The sequence below is a fragment of the Agaribacillus sp. DX54 genome, from assembly GCF_056858335.1.
Genome location: NZ_JBXEQE010000003.1, coordinates 46678 through 66546, shown reverse-complemented (window position 1 = coordinate 66546; position 19869 = coordinate 46678). Strand labels below are relative to the sequence as shown.

The following is a 19869-nucleotide window of genomic DNA, read 5'->3' as shown; positions in this document are numbered from 1 at the left end:
GCAAAGTAAAAATACAAATCTCCCGGGTTAACCAAAATCTGTAGCGTATTTTCTTTTTTACCCGGCTATTTGGCTGCCAAATATTTGACTCCTGCAGTAGCGTTTACGCACGATTTATGCCTTGACGGCCAATATTTTATTGATCTGTCATGGGTTGCTTTGGGTTTGCCGCGAGTATGCTATTCAAATTGTTTAACCTGATTAAAGCGGGCCACCCGACCTTTTACCAATGGCATCTATTCTGTAATTAAGCCCGTCCAAAAAGGTTTGTCTGGCCAGGGTCTGCGGACAGCGCATCACAAATCCGGCCGGATCCGCATCGCTGTCCGACCACCGTGCTAAACCTTCATATCCCAACCGGGTTCATACGATCTGCTCCAGTGCTGCATAGCCTCCTGATCATTGAGAATATGCCCATTGGAAACATCCAGTTGCAACTTCCTGCCTACCTGTTGGGAAATGTTGCCCAGATGGCACATCAGGGTGCTGATGTGTCCCTCCCGGATAGGAGAATGTTGCTTCTCACCGGTTTTTATAGCGTTGATGAAATTTTTAACATGCAATACGTCCAGTATACCTTCACCCCTGGTATCGAGGGTAGCACTTTTCTCCTTTTCGGACATTTCCTTGATGATCTTTCCCCCTTTATCATAGGCCATGTACTTGTTGCGGTCCAGCATGATGGTACCTTTAGTTCCGTGAATGGTGGCGCCTCTGCCACGGTTATAGTGCTTGAGACCATTACAGCTTCTTCCTTCCCAGGTGATCATCTTCCCGTCTTCGTATTCAAAACTTGCCACCTGTGTGTCATAAAACTCCCAATCATCTTTGAAATGATACCTTCCTCCGGAAGAAACCACCGTCTCTGGATAACCGACACCCAATGCCCACCGGCAGACATCGATTTCGTGGGTTCCATTGTTACAGATTTCACCGGTACCCCAGTTCCGGAACCAGTGCCAGTTGTAGTGAACATAGTTATCTTTGTAGGCCATCCTTGGGGCGGGGCCCTGCCATAATTCCCAGTCCAGCCACGATGGCACCTCGATGACCTTACCGGTACCGATGGAATCCCTGTTTGAGGCGTACCATGCTTTGCCATAATAAACTTCGCCGATCATTCCCTCCCGGATATCCTTTACAGCCTGAATAGAAATCGGAGCTGATCGCTGTTGGTTGCCCATCTGTACCACTTTTCCGTATTTTTCCTGTGCTTCAACCAGCAGTTCTCCTTCCTTGGGGTTGTGGCTGCAGGGCTTTTCTACATAAACGTGTTTATCAGCCTGCAATCCCATTAATGACATGGGTGCATGCCAATGGTCGGGGGCCGCGATCATAATAGCATCGATGCTTTTATCTTCCAGGAGCTTTCTGATGTCGGTGTAGAATTTTGGTTTTTTCCCAAATCGTTCCTGTACCAGATTCCCGGTGATAGCCGATTCACGACTATCTACATCGCAGATTGCACGCATAGCCGTGTTGTCTTGTACCCCTGCGGCCGATACCAGGGCCTTTCCCCGTCCCCGGACGCCTATTACCGCCAGATTTACCCGGTCATTTGCCCCGAGTATATTCGCGTAACTTCCGGCAGTAGTGGCCACAGATAACCCCAGGGCTCCGGCCGATGATTTCACAATAAATTCCCTTCGATTAAATTTGTTAGTTTTCATGACAATTAAAGTTCTTGTATTTTGATACTTCTGAAATGGACCGTATTTCCGTGATCCTGGAGTAGGATGTGACCTTGAGGCCATCGACCGAATTCAGGCCAGTTTTTGTATTTGCTGTAATTTACCAGTGCCTTGAATGTTTGCGACCACCGGTCATACGCTACCACTTTTTCATTGTTAAGCCAGTGTTCTACCTTTCCTTTGTGCGATACAATTCTCGCTTTGTTCCATTTCCCTATTCCTTTAAATATCCTGGATTTGGGGACTTGCGGCACGTTCAGGTTTTCGGCAGCGATTAAATCATATAATGAGGCCAGTGTTCTGTTACCCTTGACACCTTTTTTAGCATCAGGGTGCTTGTTGTCATCGAGTATTTGAAATTCGCAACCTATGGCCGAACCCGGCCCTTTGTTTATTTCCGGGTCGACAAAGTACTTAATGCCGCTGTTGGCACCTTCAGTCATCATAAATTCAAGCTCCAGCACAAAATTGCTGAATTGGTCCTCGGTAATAATATCTCCGGGGCCGGTAGATTCACCTCCGTCAGTAGCAAGTACACTCAGTATCCCATCTTTCATTGCCCAGCCTGATCGGGGGAACCCGTCTAACTTCGCACCTTTCCATCCATGAGCGGTTTTTCCATCCCAAAGCAAGCGCCAACCCTGTCTCTTTTCTTTCGCCGATAATTCGTTGACCAGGTAGCTTACCTCCGTTACTTCCGGGTCTACCGGCCAGGCTTCTTCCTCCAGGTTTTCGGTTTTTATTCGAATATTCCGCCATTTTACCTGTGTTCCTTCCTGCTCCTTTTTTCCAATACTATGCACCTGGAATGCAATAAAACCTTCCGCGGTTTTGTCATCTACCAGATTGGTACACATGATGCCATTGACCCATGTCCGAATATGGTTGCCAATGGCCTCGATCCTGTATTGGTTCCAGCCACCGGGCCTGAATGCTTTTCTTCCCTTGGGGTTAATGCCCAGTGGATACAGCCAACCTCTTCTGGCTTCGTCGTACAAGCCGCCACTGTAGGCCCTGGGACTCGGATCTATTTCTACCTGGTAACCATGCACCCTTCCATCCCGGTAATCCTTCAGACTATTGCTCCTGATTTGTATGCCGGAGTTTAACTGATTATCCACTTTGACTTCTACTTCAAAGATAAAATCCCGGTAGTTTTTTTCAGTAGCTAAAAAAGTATTGGGGGTATTCAGTTTGGAGTAACCGGTGATGGTATTTCCCTCTATCTTGTATTCGGCGTCTCCGTTTAGTTTTTTCCAACCGTTCAGGTTTTTACCGTTAAAAAGTCGAACCCATCCCTCTCCACCATTTTGAGCCATGGCGGTTTGCCACATAAAAGTGCCTGTCACTAAAATTACAAAAGCTTTTTTCATAAAAATCATATAAAATTATTTATCAATGTTTTATACCTGTTCAATTCACTATACTATCCCTGACCTATTCAGGACTCAAAAACCCGTATTTACCCCTACAACTATTTTTTAATTTCTTTTCATTGACCACCAATCCCAGGCCAGGTGTATCGGCCAGTGTTCCGGGATGTATACCCCCGATACCCGCTTCGAGGCCTTTCATGTAACATTCTTGCCATATTCACTCGCTGTCAATAGGGTTTTTACCCACAATCAAATCTTTAAAAGCCTTGTCCAGATAAGTGGCGCTGAAATTCCGGTTAGCGCCATCACTCTCACCCCAACCTGAGACACCCTGGTTGGTTTCGATTTTAACAAAGTGGGCCTTTTTAAATCGATAACCTTTTAGGTTAGTTATTTTAATATCATCCGGTAGTGAAATATCGGTGGTATTATTATTTGCCATTCCAGCCCTGCCTGAAAAGGGTAATGCCACACCGGCCAGCCCAAGGGCCGAATTTTTTAAAAATGATTTTCTATCCATTACTTTGATTATTTTAATAAGGATTATACCTCTGATAAGACTAATTAGTAGACGATAGAAGTTGGTTTTGCCCTTACTTTTTTGTCAGATCATCTGATAATGTGGGCGCCCCTTGGCTGTTGCACAACGCTTTGAACAAACCTCTTTGTGTCTCTTTGTGTCTTGGTGGTTAACCATTTTTCACCACGGAGGCACCAAGACACAAAGAGACACAAAGAGGTATGAAGGTTTTGGTTTAGGAATGGAATGAAAATACCCGGGTGATGATCAGCCGCAGACACTTACGCCAGGCCAGCGACTCCTTTTTTCAGCACGGTGGTAAAGGTATCAGTTTTTAAAAGAAGACGCCCGGATGATCAGATCACTTTTGATTACCCGCTTTTGTGTGGGTAATTTCGCGTTATCGATGTGTTGCAGCAGCAGTTCAGCCGCTGCTTTGCCCATTTCGAAGGCCGGATGGTCTACACTCGACAGAGGAGGGTCAAAAAAGGCTGCAAACCTTTCATTGTTAAAGCCTACCACAGCAATGTCTTCCGGCACTTTCAGTTGTCTTTGCTTGATCAGGTGGATTATTTCAATGGCTGTGCGATCATTAATGGCAAAAATGGCATCGACAGGTGGTTTCAGTGCCAGCAGGGACTCGGTATAAGTTTTTACATTTTCACCCTCGTAGTTGGAATAAATAATCAACCGCTCATCAACCGTTAAGTTATATTTTTTCAGGGCTTCCCGATAACCTTCGAGGCGCTTGCGGCTGTTGTAAAGGTTTTGAGGACCGGCGACAAAGACAATTCTTTTCCGTCCCGTAGTAATCAGATGCTCAGTAGTTTTAAAGGCGATGGTAAAATTATCGGCCACTACTTTAGTGGCATGGAGCGACTCACATACCCTGTCGAAAAACACCGTGGGTACCCTTTTATCCAGGATTTTTGCCAGGTGTTCAACATTTCTGGTTTCTTTGGAAACCGAAATGATCAGGCCGTCGACACGGCTGTTTAATAAGGTCTGCACGTTTTGCTTTTCTATTTCCACAGATTCGTGTGACGAACAGATCATTACCTGGTATCCGGCGCTGGCAGCTATTTCCTGGACACCACTGATGGCTTTTGAAAAAAAAGAAATACTGGTTTCCGGAATAATCACGCCGAGGATATGTGTGCGGTTTTGTTTCAGACTCAGTGCAATGGGATTAGGCTGATAGTCCAGCTTGCGCGCGAGCTGCAATACCAGGGCTTTGGTTTCCTTTTTGATATCAGGATGGTCTGTCAAAGCACGGGAAACCGTAGAGGTAGAAAGATTCAGCCTCCGGGCAATGTCTTTTATGGTCGTATTCATCCCCATAAAGATAGTTTTAATGGGCAATGTTCAAAGTTAAAAAATCTTAACGAATACTGGGAACGATCCCGGGATCGTTCCCCTAGAAACTTTTCAATAAAAAGCAAATATTTTAAAGTTTTTTTGAGAAAAAATCATTAGACTCGTAGATGATTGAGAAGTCAATGAACTAAACCACTACAAACTTATGCTCCTTTCTACTACTACCTTATCCCTCGATTGGTCTACGCATAGTACGGAAATGGAAACCCTTTCACCCAGCCAGCAGACTGTTGACCAGCAAAAAGAACTTCCTGCCGAAAGCATAGATGCCGACCGATTGTTTAAAAAAGTAACTCATGAAAACAGCTACCGCGATTTTGAGACCCTTTACAAACACTATTATGACTACTTGTGTTATTACGCCTGGAAGTTTGTAAATGAGAAGGAGTTGGCAGAAGAGGTGGTATCCGAAGTTTTTTTTAAATTATGGAAAAACAAAAAAAAGATTAATGTAAAAACCTCTTTCCGCTCGTATCTTTTTATTGCAGTAAGGAATCAGGCATTCGACTATCTGAGAAAGGTTCGAAGGGTCAACTACATCGATGACACCGAAGCCATTAAATCAAAAATTGCGGATAGACACTCCCCGTTGGAAGAGGCAATTTTTAATGAAATCTATTTCAATCTGGAGAAGGCCATAGAAAATTTACCCCAGCAATGCCGTATGATTTTCAGGATGAGCCGTGATGAAGGATTAAGGTACAGGGAAATTGCCAATCAGTTGAACATTTCTATTAAAACGGTTGAAACCCAGATGGGTAGGGCGCTGAAAAAACTTCGTAAGGTGGTCTCTTAATTGACCGGTAACCTTTTTTGATCCCATCGATAACCCCTTCCAACCCGGGCCCCCGGTGTTCGGTATTTTCGATTGGGAAGTAGGGGCATTTTAAAAACCAGCCGTCCCTATAACAAATATTGATCTTTAAAGTAATGAAAGACCAAGTAAATTGGAATTTGCTTGCTGCTTACATCGCAGGTGAATTGGAAGGTTCACAGGCCCATGAGGTAGAAGCGTGGATCCGCAAGGATAGAGACAATTTACGTCTTTATCAGGACATGAAACATCTTTACGATTTTCCCTCAAAAAGTGGAGCGCCCGGGGGTTTTGATAAAGATGGTAGCTTCCTGCAACTTACGGATCGTCTGCGGCGGGATTATGAAAGTGGTTCAAAAACCAATCCGGTTCCTATCGCTAACGTGGTCAAATTTCCCTATCATCGTTTGCTATACAGGGTTGCGGCAGTTCTGATCCTTGGTCTAATCAGCTATGTAGCCCTCGACTGGTTAGGGCAGGAAAAGCAAAGCGTTACAGCACCCACCATCAGTAAGGAAAATCCGCCGGGCCGGAAATCCAGAATCCGGTTACCTGACGGCACAGTGGTATGGCTTAATGCTGAAAGCAAACTGCAATATCCGGAGGTTTTCGACGATCCGCTAAGGAAAGTATATCTTGAAGGTGAGGCATTTTTTGATGTTATGCATAACGCGGCCCGGCCCTTTGTTATCCATGTGAACGGAGGCCGGATCAAAGTATTGGGAACTTCATTCAACGTCCGGGTGTATCCCGGGGATCAGGACATTGAAACTTCTGTGTTGACAGGTAAGGTGGCTTTTCAATCTGAAGATGCCGGGGCATCGGCTATTTTACCCGGAGAAAAGGTCATTTACCGTAAATCCAGCAAGGTATTGATTAAGCAGCCGATCGATACCGGCGATATAACTGCCTGGACCAGAGGGGAATTGATATTCAAAGACGCGTCAATCAGGGCGGTAGCCAAAGAGCTGGAACGTTGGTTCAATGTCAGGATTAATGTGCGTGACAAGAAAGTTCTGAAATGCAGGATCACGGCAAATTTCAACAACAAGTCTCTGGAGGAAATACTGAAGAATATCAAAGTGATTCTTCCCATCGATTATGCGTTGAAAGATCACAAAGTAACATTAACAGGGAAAGGCTGCGATTGACATAATCAAAGACTAAACAAAACATGAGAAATTATTTACAGGGATTTTGGCTTTGTGCCATGGTGGCAGTGCTGTCTATATGCCATTCGTGTGCAAATGACGCCGGAAGCTTGAAATATGAAAACCGCAAAAGCATCAAAAAGGTAAGACTTTCGATGAGGTTGATTTTATGATATTTTTTTTAAAAAAAACTGCCCTCCGAAAGAGGGCAGTAAACTGCTAGAATTACAAAAATTTATGGAAAATAAAACATTTACAATGTTGATCAGGGCCTGGCAAAAGTGAGTAACTCGTCATCATTGTCATCATCAGCCAGCCGGATGATAGTGCTATTGAATTCAACCACTTTCCAATCTTCCTCAATATCATCGAATGCCGGGCTGTTCCATGAGAACAGTTCCAGTTCCACTGTCCCATCATCCCCATCACTTTCCCATCGGCCTGTGATTTCATTGGTGCCGTTAGTGGCAGAAGCTGAACCATCAGCCTTAAAAGTAAATACATAACCGGTGAAATTCGCTGTCTTATCCTCATCGTCGATCAGCCTGCTGATGATCCAATCGCCGTCAGTCAGTACATTAACGAATTCGGAGATGTCTGCATCGTCATCATTATAGTCATTATCATCATCTTCGTCACAGTCGTCCATAGAGTCTTCAATAATATCTTCTAAATCATTATTATCATTGGCTATCACCTCGCTCCCATCCCAAAGGATCAATGTGATGGGAAAATTAATCTCTACGAGGTCTCCGTCTTCAAGGTCGTCCAGAAATACATATAGTTCTTTATCGTTTTCAAATGTAATGACGTCAGCCACCTGGTTATCAGTGTTAAATAGGGACACAGAAAAAGGATACCTGAAGTCAACACATTCTATGTCATCGTCATCTCCATTTTCAGCGCAGTCTTCTCTCAGGTCTTCCAATTGATCTTCATTGTTGATAATCACCTCAGCGTGATCGGCCAGGATGACTGTAATCGGAAACAAAAATGACAGGTCGTCTTCATCATCATCGAATTCATCAAATATCTCTTCGATAAGTTCCAGATCTTCTTCCGACTCCACGATTACTTCAAGTCCCGAAAGCATCACGGTTACAGGCAGCACAATCTGTGTACAACTCGACCGGTCAAGAATGTTATCAACGGAACCGTCATTTTGCACAGTATTTCGCATGAGGGAAACTACGGTATTACCGGGAGTCAGTACTTCGTCCCGGGGTGGTTCGATGATTTCCATTCTCTCCTCCTGACATCCGCTTATCGTGAGTAGAAGCAGTAATGCCGGTAATATCAAAAGGTGAAGCTCTATCTTATTCATTTTTGTTTTTTGCTTATTAAACCGGTGAACCTTGCAAATTCCTACCTTGGATCAAAAAAAAATTAAAACCGGCATTTAAATGCTTCAAGATAACAAATTTCAGATGAATTCTATTCCTGCTTTAGCTGGCTATTCCTACCTGGGTACCTCGATTGGATTTAGTTTGGCAGTCAGCATGTTCACGGCAGGAAACATTTTACTTTGTAAAACTCAATGGGAATGGGACCTGCTTCAATGAGCCGGATCAAGCAGGCGGATGATAAAAGCAGATGAGATGGGGTTGAGGACCAAATTTCATGGGTGCCATATGATTGTGCGATCATGTTATTTTGGCGGATATGTTACATTAAAATACCTGCCTGCCTGCTTTACTTTGGTCTTCAAAACCTTATTTGTTATATTCAGGGCTTTCAACTGAAAAGCCAATTATATTATGATAACATCTGTTTTCAGAGTTTTGACTCTCATTCTTGGTCTCGGGTTATTTGCATGCTCGTCCTCCAGATTTAGTTACCAGGATGCCTATAAATTCAGCAATTACAGCTACCAAAAAAACCAGCCTGCCGATATCAATCAGGAGGAAGAACTTTATTTTGAGCCACTTGCCAGTACTAACCCAAACCTCGATCCGGTGATCACTTCCAGGCCAGTAATTACCCTTTCCAAAATGGGGGATAAAAAAGTCACGAAATTAAACAAACAGGAAAAGAAAGCCTTAAAGAGAAACATCCGACAGGAATTTAAAGAAACCCTCAAAGCACACAAAACACTCAAAAAGGAGGCTAAAAACAAGAAAACCGCTATGAACAGAAAAGTTTACAGCGGGCTCATCGTAGCCGGTGCCGGTCTTATAGTTGCCATTTTAGTGTCCGGAACCCTAGGCGGCCTTGCGATCATCATCGGCGTGGCTCTCATCGCTTGGGGGCTCATTGAAGAAGGAAGTATTTGAGAGTGAGTTTGGATGTGGGTGTGAGTGTGGGGGATTAAGAAAGATGAACGTAGTGTTAAGGCTCTGTTAAAGATTGCGGATTGTTAAAATTTAACATTTAAGCCGGAGCCGGTGACAATAAATTAGTGACCAAAATTCTGATATTTCTAACACTAAAATTTAAGCAGAAATGGTTACCAAAAGATATGTTGCCGGAATCTTATTGATGGGGATTTTTAGCATTTTCCTGTATTATAATACCTATGGCCAGGCTACCAATGCCGCTATAACCGGCAGGATTCTGGACGAAAGCGGGGAAGGGTTACCCGGGGCCTCGGTTATCATCAGAAATACGGCGACAGGATTTACCACGGGTACAATTTCTCATCCCAACGGAGATTTTCAATTCAGGCAATTGCCCTTAGGGGGCCCCTATACGGTGTCGGCCACATTCATAGGCTATGGCGAGAAAAAAAAGACCGGATACATGGTCAATCAGGGAGACAGAATCCGGATTGATCTGCAACTGGCACAAAATACTACGCAGTTGGAAGAAGTGGTGGTTTCAGCCCAGGGACTTTCCGCCAGGGTAGAAAAGATGGGGGGTGTTACTGCTATTTCCTCTCAACAGATTAAAAATCTACCTACAGAAGGCCGTAATTTTACCAGGCTCACCAGCTTATCCCCATTGCAGGGAGGAGGCAGCATTAACCTGGGTGGTCAGCGAAGGACCTCCACCAATGTTACTGTAGATGGTGTTAATGCCCGGAATCAATTAACGGCGGGAGAAATTGGCCGTGGACCGTATACCATTTCTCAGGAGGCTATCAGGGAATTTGAAGTATCCACCAATGATTATGACGTTACCCAGGGGCGCCAGGGGGGAGGTGCTATTAACGCGGTAACAAAATCCGGTTCCAACCATGTTGAAGGCAGCATCTTTTTTTATCACAGGGCAGACGCTTTGCAAAGTGATTTGAATATTCGTGGGGAAAGCAGAACGGCTGACTTTTATAACTCCCAATATGGGTTCAGCGTAGGCGGTCCCATTATAAAGGATAAACTTCACTTTTATGCCGTATATGAAAGGCAAGATGCCGGAGAGCCGGTTGGCATCGCCGATATTATCAATGAAGAAGACGAAAATCGCATAGGCATTACCCAGGAAAACCTGGACCGGTTTCTGCAAATTGCCAGAAGTAAATATGGCGTAAGTGATGATCGACAAGTAGGTGAGTTTGACAGGGAAACAACCGCCAACACTTTTTTTCTCCGGTTGGACTGGCAGATCAATGATAAGCATAGATTGACACTGCGGAATAATTGGAATAAATGGGATAATCCCTTTAGCGTTAGTGACAACTCTAATATCGAACTGGCAGAATCCTGGTCTGATTTTTCTTCAGAGGAGAACAGTACACTTGTTTCCCTGCGTTCCGCATTTACCCCGGCTTTTACCAACGAACTTAAATTACAGTATCAGCATGCGGAACGGGCCTTTGTACCGAGTGGTCAGTTGCCAGGCAGCAATATCCCAAGGGCCATAGTATTTGTCAGATCGGACTTGCCAAATGGCCGTAACCGAAATATTACCGTGCAACTTGGCGGGCAGCGGTTTACGCCGGAAACCAACAGGGAAAACCAGCTTCACTTCACCAATACCTCCTATTTGAGTACAGGTAAATTTAACTTTACTTTTGGAACCGATAATATGATTACCTTCCTGGAAACCCTGTTATCCAATGAGCAAAACGGACGGTTCTTTTTCAACACTTTGGATGATTTTGATATTATGACACCCAACCGTTATGCAAGGGAAGTTCCATTACGGGGATTGCCGGTTGTGAATCAAACGGTGGTAGATCTTTCGCTTTTCGGTCAAGTGGCGTTTAACCCGCATCCTGATTTAACCACAGTGTTTGGCTTGCGGTGGGATGCTACCATTTTCAATGATGCGGCTGATTTTAATCAAACCGTTTTTGATGAATTAGGCATCCGGACCGATGAAAAACCTTCGGACTGGGATAATATCCAACCGCGTTTTCAATTAACCTGGAATGTAAAAGGAAGGGATACCGATATTCTTAAATTAGGTGGTGGCTTCTTTTCCGCACAACCCCACTATTACGCTCAGGTTAACAATATTCAAAACAGTGGGGTACTGCTGGGTGCTATTGACGTTTCCGGCGACGCAGTGCCTTTTCCCGACTTTGTGGCTTACCGGCAGGATCCTTCCTCCGTACCTGGCATTCCCCCGGGCGAGCAACCCTTTTCCACTATCAATGCAGTAAGCCCTGATTTTGAGGTGCCGACTGTTATGAAAGCCAATATCAACTATACCCGTTTTTTTGGCGACAGGTTTACTTTGGGTGTCAATGCATTAATTAGCAGAACCATCAATAATTATGTCTATCAGGAAGCCAACCTCGTAGATGATCCGTACTTTGTAGTTCCGGGGGAAGGGCGGCCGGTATTTGTGCCGGCTGAAACGATCAGTGATAATGGGATTGTGGATTGGACTAATTCAAGGAAATCCGATCAGGTGGGAAGAACACTCGTACTGACTTCAGATGGAAAGCTCAACCAGATGGCCCTGATTCTCGAAGGCACGGCCAGACTGGGAGAGGACGGCTACCTCAGTGCCAGCTATACATTCAACAGGGCCAGGGATAACTCTTCCTACAACTGCTGTGTTGCCAATACTTCGACCTTTTTACCTGTGGAAGGCGATCCCAGGAGTCTTAATGACGGGTTTTCGGACAATCATTTTTCCAACAAGGTGGTACTCAACGGTGCCACTCCAGGCTGGAAAGGATTTGTACTTGGTCTGACTGTTGTGGGAACCGGCGGAACCAGGTTTTCCCTGCATGTGGATGACAACACAAGTGCCAACGGGGATTTCAATCTGAGAAATGACATTGCCTACATCTTTGACCCCAATGATCCTGAAACTCCCACAGAAATTAGCGCAGGTTATAATGAAATATTGTCCGATCCGGATACTCCTGATAACTTCAAAGACTATCTCAGGGAGAGCTTTGGAGGTTTTGCCGAAAGAAACGGAGGAAAAAATCCCTTTGCGGCAACGATTGACTTGAGATTAGTCAAAAGGTTTAATTTCCTGAACTCAAAACACGGGCTGGAGCTATCGGCCGATCTTTTCAATTTTGCGAATCTATTGAACCGGGATTGGGGCAATGACAACAATTTTGGCCGCAGAAGGGATTTCATGAGGATTACAGGCTTTGACCAGGTAACGCAAAGATACAGTTACAATGTACAAACCGGCGCCGGCGCCGAACCCATCGGAGGAATACCATGGAGACTACAATTGGGTGCCCGGTACACGTTCAACTGAAAAAGTAATCTCATAAAAACAAGCTACTTGTTTACAGGTTTAGTATTCATTTTTATTTTCATTATCATGAAATCCTTGCATAAAAGATTTTTGACACTGTAACCTTTTCGAATTTGCTTTATACCGGTAAAAAAAACTTAAAAATAAATTAATCTTCCTGTGCCATCTGCGAAATAAATATGATTTAATTTTAACAGAGCAGATTAACAGGGGAAATGGAAAGACTTGACTTTTATAAATACCTGTCACAAAATTATAAGGAGGAGGTCGATAAATATGTCACCGGAAGGGAGATAGGTGCTGGCAGTTATGTATATCTGCCGGTGGATGATTTTCATTATATCTTCGAAATTTTGGAGGGAGGGATTAAGCTCGGCAGTTATTCATCAGAAGGGGAGGAGGTAGTATATGATGTGCTTGGAAAACCGGATATATTCGGTAACTTTCATTACCTGAATGGTAAGTTCTTTGAATTTGCCAAGACATTGACACCAGTGATTTTGAGGATTTATGAATTAAAGTTTTTCAAAAAAATGATAGTTCATGACCCGGTCATGTCGGAGTGGTTTAACCAATATGTGGTTGATCGTTGGTGCCGTACCGAAACCAGGCTTTTCCATATCAGCTCCCGCAATATAAAATCCAGAATTTCCAAATTAAAGGAGCAGTTGAAGAAGAACCATCACTATGACATTTTCGAGCTGTTAACACAAAAAGACATAGCTGATCTTGTTGGCGCTTCCCGGCAGACAGTGGCCTCCAGTATGAAGCGATAAAACGCAATCGATTTTATACAGCTATTAAAATCTCTACCGAATTATGAACTGGCGCAAGTGGCTCGTGGTTGTTACACAACTTGAGCATTTGGCTGTATTTTCATTTTATTGGGCAAAACCTCTGTGTCTCTTCGTGCAACACCTACGAGACACTTGCGCCAGTTGGGTTATTCATTCATCTTTCAGCGTTTCTCCCGGATTGACTTTTACGGTTCTATAAGTTAGGTAACCCAAAGCCAACCAGGTTACAAACAAGAGACACAGGCCGGTCACCACAAATACCAAAGGGTTAATGGAGATACGATATTCGAAATTTTGCAGCCAGTTTTGCATCACCACCCAACAAATTGGAATTCCAATTAAAACTGCGGCAATCACCAGCCTTGAATAATCTTTTAGCAGAAGCATGATGAGCCCTGATGTTTCGGCACCCATTACTTTTCGAATTCCAATTGGTTTGATTTTTTTCGCAAAACTCAATTTTGCGATACCAAACAATCCAAGACAAGCCAGGATGACAGCCAGCACAGCAAAACTGTTCACTGCCTGACCCAGATTGCTTTCAGCCCGGTATTGCTCATTTAGTGTTTCGTCCAAAAATGTATATTCGAAAGCAAATTGCTGATCAAAACCCTCCCAAACCCTTTGGATTTCACTAATTACCCGATCTGTATGCTTACTGTCGATTTTTAAAATAGCATGATTGTAATCTTTTCGCATGACCACATTTACTCCTTTGATAGCCAGCAATTCGGTTTTTAAGGCTGAAAACCTGGCACGGACCCTTTCAGATTTAATGGGAATTACCAACAGATGCTCTTTTTCAAAACCCAGGTCTTTCTGCTGGAAAAAACGCAACTGGCTAAATATGATGATGCTCCCCGAAATCAGCATCAGGCCCAGCGAATTCCCGATGCTTAGATTCATAAAATTAACACATGCCATGATTAAAATAAAGATCGCTGCCATACTCATGACATAGATATAACCAATGTTCCCGTTGGCCTCGAGTTCCCACCGAATGTTGGATTTGAGATGAATATCCGTCAAAGGCTGCAGTTTAAAACTTTCCTGTGAATTTTTCAATCTCCTTAAACCCACTTCATTCAAGCCCAAAAACCGGGCAGCCCAATCCATCAATTTGCTTTCCAGCACTCGGGCATCGGCCATAGGGTCGAGTCTTATATAGTTGAAATGTCCAAAATCTTTCCAGGTATAATACTCGCTGTTCCCATCTTCAACAGCTTTTAAAGTGACATAGGAAATTAAAAAGTCAAAATGAAAATGTGAGTTTTCCGGTACTTTTTCAAAAACACCTTCCACCTGCGCAAGCCATTGGTTGTTATTGATCGATAACTGCTTACCGACGGGATCTTCATCCCTGAAATATTTCCTGGCCATTTCATCAGCGATTAAAATGCCTCCGACATTTCTTAATACTTTCGTGGGATTGCCCCCGGATCAGGTTAAATGAAAAGACATCGAAAAAAGTGCTGTCCACAGCCAGCATGTTCTGCTCGTCATAGGACAGATTGTTGGCAGGGTTAAGGATGGAAAAAACCCGCCGTCAACCCTGGCCCCCAAATCGGGGAGAGCGAAACGGCACTTTCCACTTCCGGAAAATCCTGAACTAACCCCTGTGCCATCGGATGAGGGGTTCTGGTCTGCGGGTTTTGAGAAAACCAGGCGATTCTGTATATATGATCCTTGTGTTGATGAAATTGATCATAACTTAACGCACTCCTGATAAACAGAATGATTATAAATACAGCAGTAAACCCCAGGATGTTGATGGCTGCGGTGACTGGGTTTTGACCACATATCTCGCAAATAGCAATGCCTCGTCCTTATCTATCGATCAAAAAGAGTTTAAACTGGGCGATCAGGTGTATAAGGTATTGTTATTGCAAAATATTCAAAATGAACTGGATACAAACGAAGTACAGGCATGGCAAAAATTGACCAGCGTATTGACCCATGAAATAATGAATTCAGTTACCCCCATAGCCTCATTAACGGCTGCCTTGAACCAGATGATGCACGATCATTCGGGGGAAAAGAAAGCTGTTCATCATCTTGATGCCGAGGCACTGGAAGATATTTATGGTAGTTTGGAAACTATTGAAAAACGGAGTAAAGGCTTGTTGAAATTTGTGGAGGCGTATAAGGATTTTTCCAGTGACCCGGCGCTGAAAATACAGAAGGTCAATTTAATTGATTTGCTTGACCGCCTGATTGATCTGCTTAAACCGGAGTTTAAAAAAGCACCAATAACCATAGTAAAGCGATATCAGGGAGCCGCTCTTTTTGTCAGGGCTGATCCCGTGCTGCTTGAAGGTGTTTTTATTAACTTGTTTAAAAATGCAGCCGAGGCATTGACCGGTCAAAATCAAGGTGAAATCTCCATAGGCATTGACAAAGACCATTATACCATTCATATCAGCGATAACGGACCCGGTGTTGATAAAGAAGCGCTGGATAAGATTTTTATTCCTTTTTACACCACCAAAAAAGGCGGCTCAGGCATTGGTTTGAGTATTTCAAAAAAAATCATGGCATTACACAAAGGATCAATCCATGTTGAATCGATATCCGGTGGAGGCGCTACTTTTCAACTCCGGTTAAAAGCGTACAATTAAAAGGCGTTAACAACATTCAATCGGGCATTATGAGCTAAGCTTACCCTACCGCAACTGTTGCACAACACTTTCGACAAAAATCTTTGTGTCTTTGTGCCTACGTGGTGAAAAATGATTAACCACAAAATTCCCCAAGATCAGACAATTGACCAAAGTTCGGATTGTACTATTGTTCGTTTTCAGTACCGCCACTATCTCCTTCGCCGGTTCCGCCGCTGTTCTCCTCACCGCCTGATTGACCGGTATCTTCGGTTTCACCTGCCGGCTCAATATTGAGGTCAGTTGGGGGCACTATCGTACGATCCTGGGCTTTTTCAATATTCGGACTAGTAGTTACATCGGCACTGTCTCCGTCGTTGTGTATTAAAAAATCCGTGGATAAAGTAAGTACCAGCAATGCTATGGCCAATCCCCAGGTAAATTTTTCCAGAAAATCCCCTGTTTTTTTTACACCGATCAACTGACTGGTGGAAGATCCTCCGAACTGACTGGATAGCCCACCGCCCTTGGAATTTTGTGCCAAAATCACCAAAATTAACAGAAAACAGATAATTGTTATGATTATTATGAGTGGTACCATGTTATGATCTTTCTAATTCTTCGATCCGTGATGCAAAGTAAGCTTTTTTTTGGGGAAACTTCCAAATTAATTTTTTATAAATGTCCTTGGCTTTTTGAATTTTGCCCTGTTTTTCCATGATGATGGCCAGGTTTTCTGAGATCAGGTCTTCTTTGATTTCAACACTTTTCAAAGATAAATCTTCCTGTGGTACATTGTCTTGCCCTTTTACAGGCTTAGGTTTGGAAATTGTCGGCTCTTTTTTAATAAACTCCTCTATGATTTCGGTTTGTTTATGCATGTTTTCGTTCCGGCCGGAGTTTTTATCCTTTTTTTTTGACGCTTTATCCTGATCCTTCTCTACGGTTTTTTGGAGTTTTTTTTTAGATGTTTCGGTCTTTTTTACCGAAGCTGGCTTTGCTTTTGCGGTGCTGGTCTTGCTTGCCGCTTTTTGGGTGGTAGCTTTTGTTGAAGCTGCCGTCTTTTTTGCAGTACCTGTCTGCGCTTTGGTTGCAGCCTTTTTGGTAGCGCCGGTCTTGGTAGCGGCAGTTTTCCGGGTACTGGCCGACGTAGTTTTGGCAGACGTGCTTGTTGTGGTACTTTTTGAAGTCGTGGTTTTTGTCGATGTACGGCTGCTTCTCCCCGTTGCTGTCTTTGCACTCGTTTTAGCAGGTGCAGACTTGGTGGAGGATGCCTTGGTGGTAGTGGACTTTTTGTCCGCAGTACTTGCTGAGGCGGTTGTGGTCTTTTTCTTGGGAGGTTCGGTTTTTTCAGCCTCGTGAGCGGTTTTGGACTTACTTTGTTGTAATGACCTCAGGTTTTCCTCCAGTTCTTTGTACAGGTTATCCTTGCTGTCATCCTCTTTTTTTGTATCGTCGGTTATACTGAGTTTGGTCTTATCGGTATCGGAGGACTTCTTAATGTCCAAATCGCCTAGTGGCAGTGCTTCTTCCTTATCTTCCGGGGTTTCCGCTTTTTCAAAGGTACCGGCCTCTTTTGTCTCAATCCCTGCCTCTGTTGCCTCCTTATTGATATTTTCATCGGCTGATTCTTGTTCGACCTTTAGCCCTGTCATCTCCCCCATGGTTGGCTCTGTTACCTTATCGGCTATTTCTTCTTTCCATTCGGGCTTTTCCGTCATGGTCTGGTCAGCCGCCACGGTTTCCGCTGCTGATGTATCTTCCAAAATTTCCGGTTCCGGGCTTATAGCCGCTGATTCTGAGGCCGCACTATCTGCGGATACCGAAGTATCAGCCTGATTAAATAGCTGATTTCTTATCAGGGTTTTCAACACATTTCTATCAGCCGTAGTGATCGCTGCCAGATGTATTTTATTCCGGTAGTCGAGGGTTCTGTTGTCTGTTTTGGTTTTAGCGATCAAGGCATGGCCAATTTGGAAGTATGGATACTGGTCAACCAATTGTTCCAGCTCACCCAAATCAAACTGGGATGTTGATTTCGGATTATTAATTAATGTTAGCAGCTTCTCTTTGTTCACGTGACTGAATATTAATTAGTTAACGAATATTAAAGATAATAAAATTTACCAATTGGCGACAGTGGCATTGAATATATCAAGAATAATCTGCTCGAAAATCTCTTCTAGCAGCGCATCTTCTACCGAGTTTAATGTCTGTGTGTTATCAAAGTCAGCGAAAAATGAAAATGATCTGTCAAAATCTTCGTCCTCGTTTGTTGTATTCACAAATGACACCTTCACCGTAATGGTCAATCTTGTCTGGCTGGCAATGTCGACACCATCGGTGTTGCCGGAGGCTTGCGGGGTAGAGGGGGCGGTTCTGTAACCGACAATCTCGCCTTCGAGTTGCAGATCCCCTTCCTGATCGCCGGATAGTACGGTCAGTCGTGTATTTTGCTGATAAATATCCCTTAAGCCTTCGGATAGTGTTTGCGTGATTGTAGGAGGACCTCCCGGGGAAAGATTCTCAAATCTCTTAATAGAAATCGTGCTTACTTTGTTGTAGTCAATGTTGGTGCCTGTGAATGAATACACACCACACCCCTGCATAAAAAGTATGGCCGCCAACAAGCCAACTGATAAAAATATGCCTATGCGATTACTCTTCGATTTCATACTGTTTTATTTTTCTGTATAAAGTTCTTTCCGATATCCCCAAATCCTGTGCCGCATATTTTCTTTTATTATTGTTTTTCTTTAACGCTTTGATAATCAGCTCTTTTTCTTTCTTTTCTATGGACAAGGACTCGTCTTCCTCTTCTGTAATATGGTAAACGTCCTCAATTTTTTCATCTTTATATATATTACCGTTATCGGCTTTGGGTTCGATAACCAGGGTATTGTTGTTGTCTGTTTTTTCAAAATCACTATCCATTCGTTCAAATAACTCGGAATGGTCTTTTAATATTTCATAATTTTCGTTCTTTATCACTTTATGAACCAGTTTTTTCAAATCATTCATATCCTGTTTCATTTCAAATAAAACTTTGTAAAGTATGTCTCTTTCGTTTAACCCTTTATCCCCCCCGGTTCCCTGTAATTTGTACAAAGCCGGCAAATTACTTTTTACCGGTGGAAGGTACTTTTTCAGCGTATCGATATCTATTTCCCGGTTCGTTTCCAGGACAGAAATCTGTTCTGCCAGATTTTTTAGTTGTCTGATGTTGCCGGGAAAAGGAAACCTTAGTAAAACTGATTTGGCCTCTTCCGTGAGATGAATGGGTTTGGCCCGGTATTGTTCGGAATAGTCAGTGGCAAATTTCCTGAACAACAAATAGATGTCTTCGCCCCGTTCCCTGAGTGGTGGAATTTTAATGGGCACAGTGTTTAACCGGTAATACAAATCTTCCCTGAATTTGCCCTGCTCTACTTTTTCATACAGGTCCACATTGGTGGCCGCTACCACCCTGACACTGGTTTTTAAAACTTTTGAAGACCCAACCCGGATAAACTCACCATTTTCCAGCACCCTCAGCAATCTCGCTTGCGTGCCCATGGGCATTTCCCCGATCTCATCCAGAAATATGGTTCCCTTGTTGGTCACTTCAAAATACCCTTTTCTTGAATCCGAAGCACCTGTAAAAGCGCCTTTCTCATGGCCAAACAATTCCGAGTCCATGGTTCCCTCCGGTATGGCACCACAGTTGATAGCAATGAATGGCCCATGTTTCCTGGCGCTCAGGCTATGTATGATTTTTGAAAATGATTCTTTACCACTTCCACTTTCACCGGTAATTAAAACCGTCATTTCCGTTCCGGCGACCTGTATCGCTTTTTTTATCGCAAGGTTGAGCAAAGGAGAATTTCCTATGATGCCAAACCTTTGTTTTACGCTTAATACTTCTGAATCTGTCACTTCTAACTTAGTTTAAAGAAA

17 protein-coding genes are annotated in these 19869 nt (G+C 43.5%); 6 read left to right on the top strand and 11 right to left on the bottom strand.

Annotated features, from left to right (window positions below; genetic code table 11):
• Positions 1-338: 338 nt before the first annotated feature.
• The 5 genes from AC04NP_RS04715 to AC04NP_RS04695 all read right to left on the bottom strand — a co-directional run bounded on the left by AC04NP_RS04715 (position 339) and on the right by AC04NP_RS04695 (position 4922).
• On the bottom strand, positions 339-1670 hold the full coding sequence (locus tag AC04NP_RS04715) for a Gfo/Idh/MocA family protein (RefSeq protein ID WP_482858354.1): 1332 nt from the start codon (positions 1668-1670) through the stop codon (positions 339-341).
• A gap of 5 nt (positions 1671-1675) precedes the next feature.
• A complete protein-coding gene (locus AC04NP_RS04710) occupies positions 1676-3064 on the bottom strand; it encodes a 3-keto-disaccharide hydrolase (protein WP_482858353.1) in 1389 nt (462 codons plus the stop codon).
• Positions 3065-3128: 64 nt separating this feature from the next.
• Positions 3129-3266 (bottom strand): hypothetical protein, encoded by a 138-nt coding sequence (locus tag AC04NP_RS04705; protein ID WP_482858352.1) that lies wholly within the window; start codon positions 3264-3266, stop codon positions 3129-3131.
• Positions 3267-3284: 18 nt separating this feature from the next.
• Positions 3285-3587: a hypothetical protein gene (locus AC04NP_RS04700; protein ID WP_482858351.1), complete on the bottom strand. Its 303-nt coding sequence runs from the start codon at positions 3585-3587 to the stop codon at positions 3285-3287.
• Between the two features lie 327 nt (positions 3588-3914).
• Entirely contained in the window at positions 3915-4922 is a 1008-nt protein-coding gene (locus tag AC04NP_RS04695; RefSeq protein WP_482858350.1) for a LacI family DNA-binding transcriptional regulator, read from the bottom strand.
• Positions 4923-5109: 187 nt separating this feature from the next.
• Here AC04NP_RS04695 and AC04NP_RS04690 point away from each other — a divergent pair, with 187 nt between their 5' ends.
• Positions 5110-5760: an RNA polymerase sigma-70 factor gene (locus tag AC04NP_RS04690; RefSeq protein WP_482858349.1), complete on the top strand. Its 651-nt coding sequence runs from the start codon at positions 5110-5112 to the stop codon at positions 5758-5760.
• 134 nt (positions 5761-5894) lie between these two features.
• Positions 5895-6929, top strand: coding sequence for a FecR family protein (locus AC04NP_RS04685; RefSeq protein ID WP_482858348.1), 1035 nt, complete (start codon positions 5895-5897; stop codon positions 6927-6929).
• Positions 6930-7194: 265 nt separating this feature from the next.
• Here the strand turns inward: AC04NP_RS04685 and AC04NP_RS04680 are convergent, their stop codons facing one another.
• Positions 7195-8253 carry a hypothetical protein gene (locus AC04NP_RS04680; RefSeq protein WP_482858347.1) on the bottom strand — a complete coding sequence of 353 codons (1059 nt, stop codon included), beginning with the start codon at positions 8251-8253 and terminating at the stop codon, positions 7195-7197.
• Between the two features lie 433 nt (positions 8254-8686).
• On the opposite strand from AC04NP_RS04680, the gene AC04NP_RS04675 reads away from it, so the two are divergent.
• From AC04NP_RS04675 to AC04NP_RS04665, 3 genes are all read left to right on the top strand, one after another.
• The gene (locus AC04NP_RS04675; RefSeq protein ID WP_482858346.1) at positions 8687-9202 is read left to right on the top strand and encodes a hypothetical protein; all 516 of its coding nucleotides are present in this window, start codon (positions 8687-8689) and stop codon (positions 9200-9202) included.
• A gap of 169 nt (positions 9203-9371) precedes the next feature.
• A complete protein-coding gene (locus AC04NP_RS04670; protein ID WP_482858345.1) occupies positions 9372-12539 on the top strand; it encodes a TonB-dependent receptor in 3168 nt (1055 codons plus the stop codon).
• Positions 12540-12754: 215 nt separating this feature from the next.
• Positions 12755-13315 (top strand): Crp/Fnr family transcriptional regulator, encoded by a 561-nt coding sequence (locus AC04NP_RS04665; RefSeq protein ID WP_482858344.1) that lies wholly within the window; start codon positions 12755-12757, stop codon positions 13313-13315.
• Between the two features lie 171 nt (positions 13316-13486).
• On the opposite strand, the gene AC04NP_RS04660 is transcribed toward AC04NP_RS04665, so the two are convergent.
• Positions 13487-14716, bottom strand: a complete 1230-nt coding sequence (locus AC04NP_RS04660; RefSeq protein WP_482858343.1) for an FtsX-like permease family protein — start codon at positions 14714-14716, stop codon at positions 13487-13489.
• Positions 14717-15126: 410 nt separating this feature from the next.
• On the opposite strand from AC04NP_RS04660, the gene AC04NP_RS04655 reads away from it, so the two are divergent.
• On the top strand, positions 15127-15954 hold the full coding sequence (locus AC04NP_RS04655) for a sensor histidine kinase (protein ID WP_482858342.1): 828 nt from the start codon (positions 15127-15129) through the stop codon (positions 15952-15954).
• A 166-nt stretch (positions 15955-16120) separates the two neighbouring features.
• Here the strand turns inward: AC04NP_RS04655 and secG are convergent, their stop codons facing one another.
• Genes secG through AC04NP_RS04635 form a run of 4 tightly spaced genes read right to left on the bottom strand, consistent with a single transcriptional unit; the run spans position 16121 to position 19848 of the window.
• A complete protein-coding gene (secG, locus tag AC04NP_RS04650; protein WP_482858604.1) occupies positions 16121-16483 on the bottom strand; it encodes a preprotein translocase subunit SecG in 363 nt (120 codons plus the stop codon).
• Between the two features lie 52 nt (positions 16484-16535).
• Positions 16536-18011, bottom strand: a complete 1476-nt coding sequence (locus AC04NP_RS04645; protein WP_482858341.1) for a hypothetical protein — start codon at positions 18009-18011, stop codon at positions 16536-16538.
• Positions 18012-18056: 45 nt separating this feature from the next.
• Positions 18057-18608 carry an LPS assembly lipoprotein LptE gene (gene lptE, locus AC04NP_RS04640; protein WP_482858340.1) on the bottom strand — a complete coding sequence of 184 codons (552 nt, stop codon included), beginning with the start codon at positions 18606-18608 and terminating at the stop codon, positions 18057-18059.
• Positions 18592-19848, bottom strand: a complete 1257-nt coding sequence (locus tag AC04NP_RS04635; RefSeq protein ID WP_482858339.1) for a sigma-54 interaction domain-containing protein — start codon at positions 19846-19848, stop codon at positions 18592-18594. Before AC04NP_RS04635 ends, lptE begins: the two co-directional genes overlap by 17 nt.
• Between the last annotated feature and the right edge of the window lie 21 nt (positions 19849-19869).

Bases quoted from the DNA above. Each gene is read 5' to 3' on its own strand.
- AC04NP_RS04715 (WP_482858354.1), bottom strand. From the start codon at position 1,670: ATGAAAACTAACAAATTTAATCGAAGGGAATTTATTGTGAAATCATCG.
- AC04NP_RS04690 (WP_482858349.1), top strand. From the start codon at position 5,110: ATGCTCCTTTCTACTACTACCTTATCCCTCGATTGGTCTACGCATAGT.
- AC04NP_RS04685 (WP_482858348.1), top strand. From the start codon at position 5,895: ATGAAAGACCAAGTAAATTGGAATTTGCTTGCTGCTTACATCGCAGGT.
- AC04NP_RS04680 (WP_482858347.1), bottom strand. From the start codon at position 8,253: ATGAATAAGATAGAGCTTCACCTTTTGATATTACCGGCATTACTGCTT.
- AC04NP_RS04700 (WP_482858351.1), bottom strand. From the start codon at position 3,587: ATGGATAGAAAATCATTTTTAAAAAATTCGGCCCTTGGGCTGGCCGGT.
- AC04NP_RS04705 (WP_482858352.1), bottom strand. From the start codon at position 3,266: ATGAAAGGCCTCGAAGCGGGTATCGGGGGTATACATCCCGGAACACTG.
- AC04NP_RS04695 (WP_482858350.1), bottom strand. From the start codon at position 4,922: ATGAATACGACCATAAAAGACATTGCCCGGAGGCTGAATCTTTCTACC.
- AC04NP_RS04670 (WP_482858345.1), top strand. From the start codon at position 9,372: ATGGTTACCAAAAGATATGTTGCCGGAATCTTATTGATGGGGATTTTT.
- AC04NP_RS04660 (WP_482858343.1), bottom strand. From the start codon at position 14,716: ATGGCCAGGAAATATTTCAGGGATGAAGATCCCGTCGGTAAGCAGTTA.
- lptE (WP_482858340.1), bottom strand. From the start codon at position 18,608: ATGAAATCGAAGAGTAATCGCATAGGCATATTTTTATCAGTTGGCTTG.
- AC04NP_RS04710 (WP_482858353.1), bottom strand. From the start codon at position 3,064: ATGAAAAAAGCTTTTGTAATTTTAGTGACAGGCACTTTTATGTGGCAA.
- AC04NP_RS04665 (WP_482858344.1), top strand. From the start codon at position 12,755: ATGGAAAGACTTGACTTTTATAAATACCTGTCACAAAATTATAAGGAG.
- AC04NP_RS04675 (WP_482858346.1), top strand. From the start codon at position 8,687: ATGATAACATCTGTTTTCAGAGTTTTGACTCTCATTCTTGGTCTCGGG.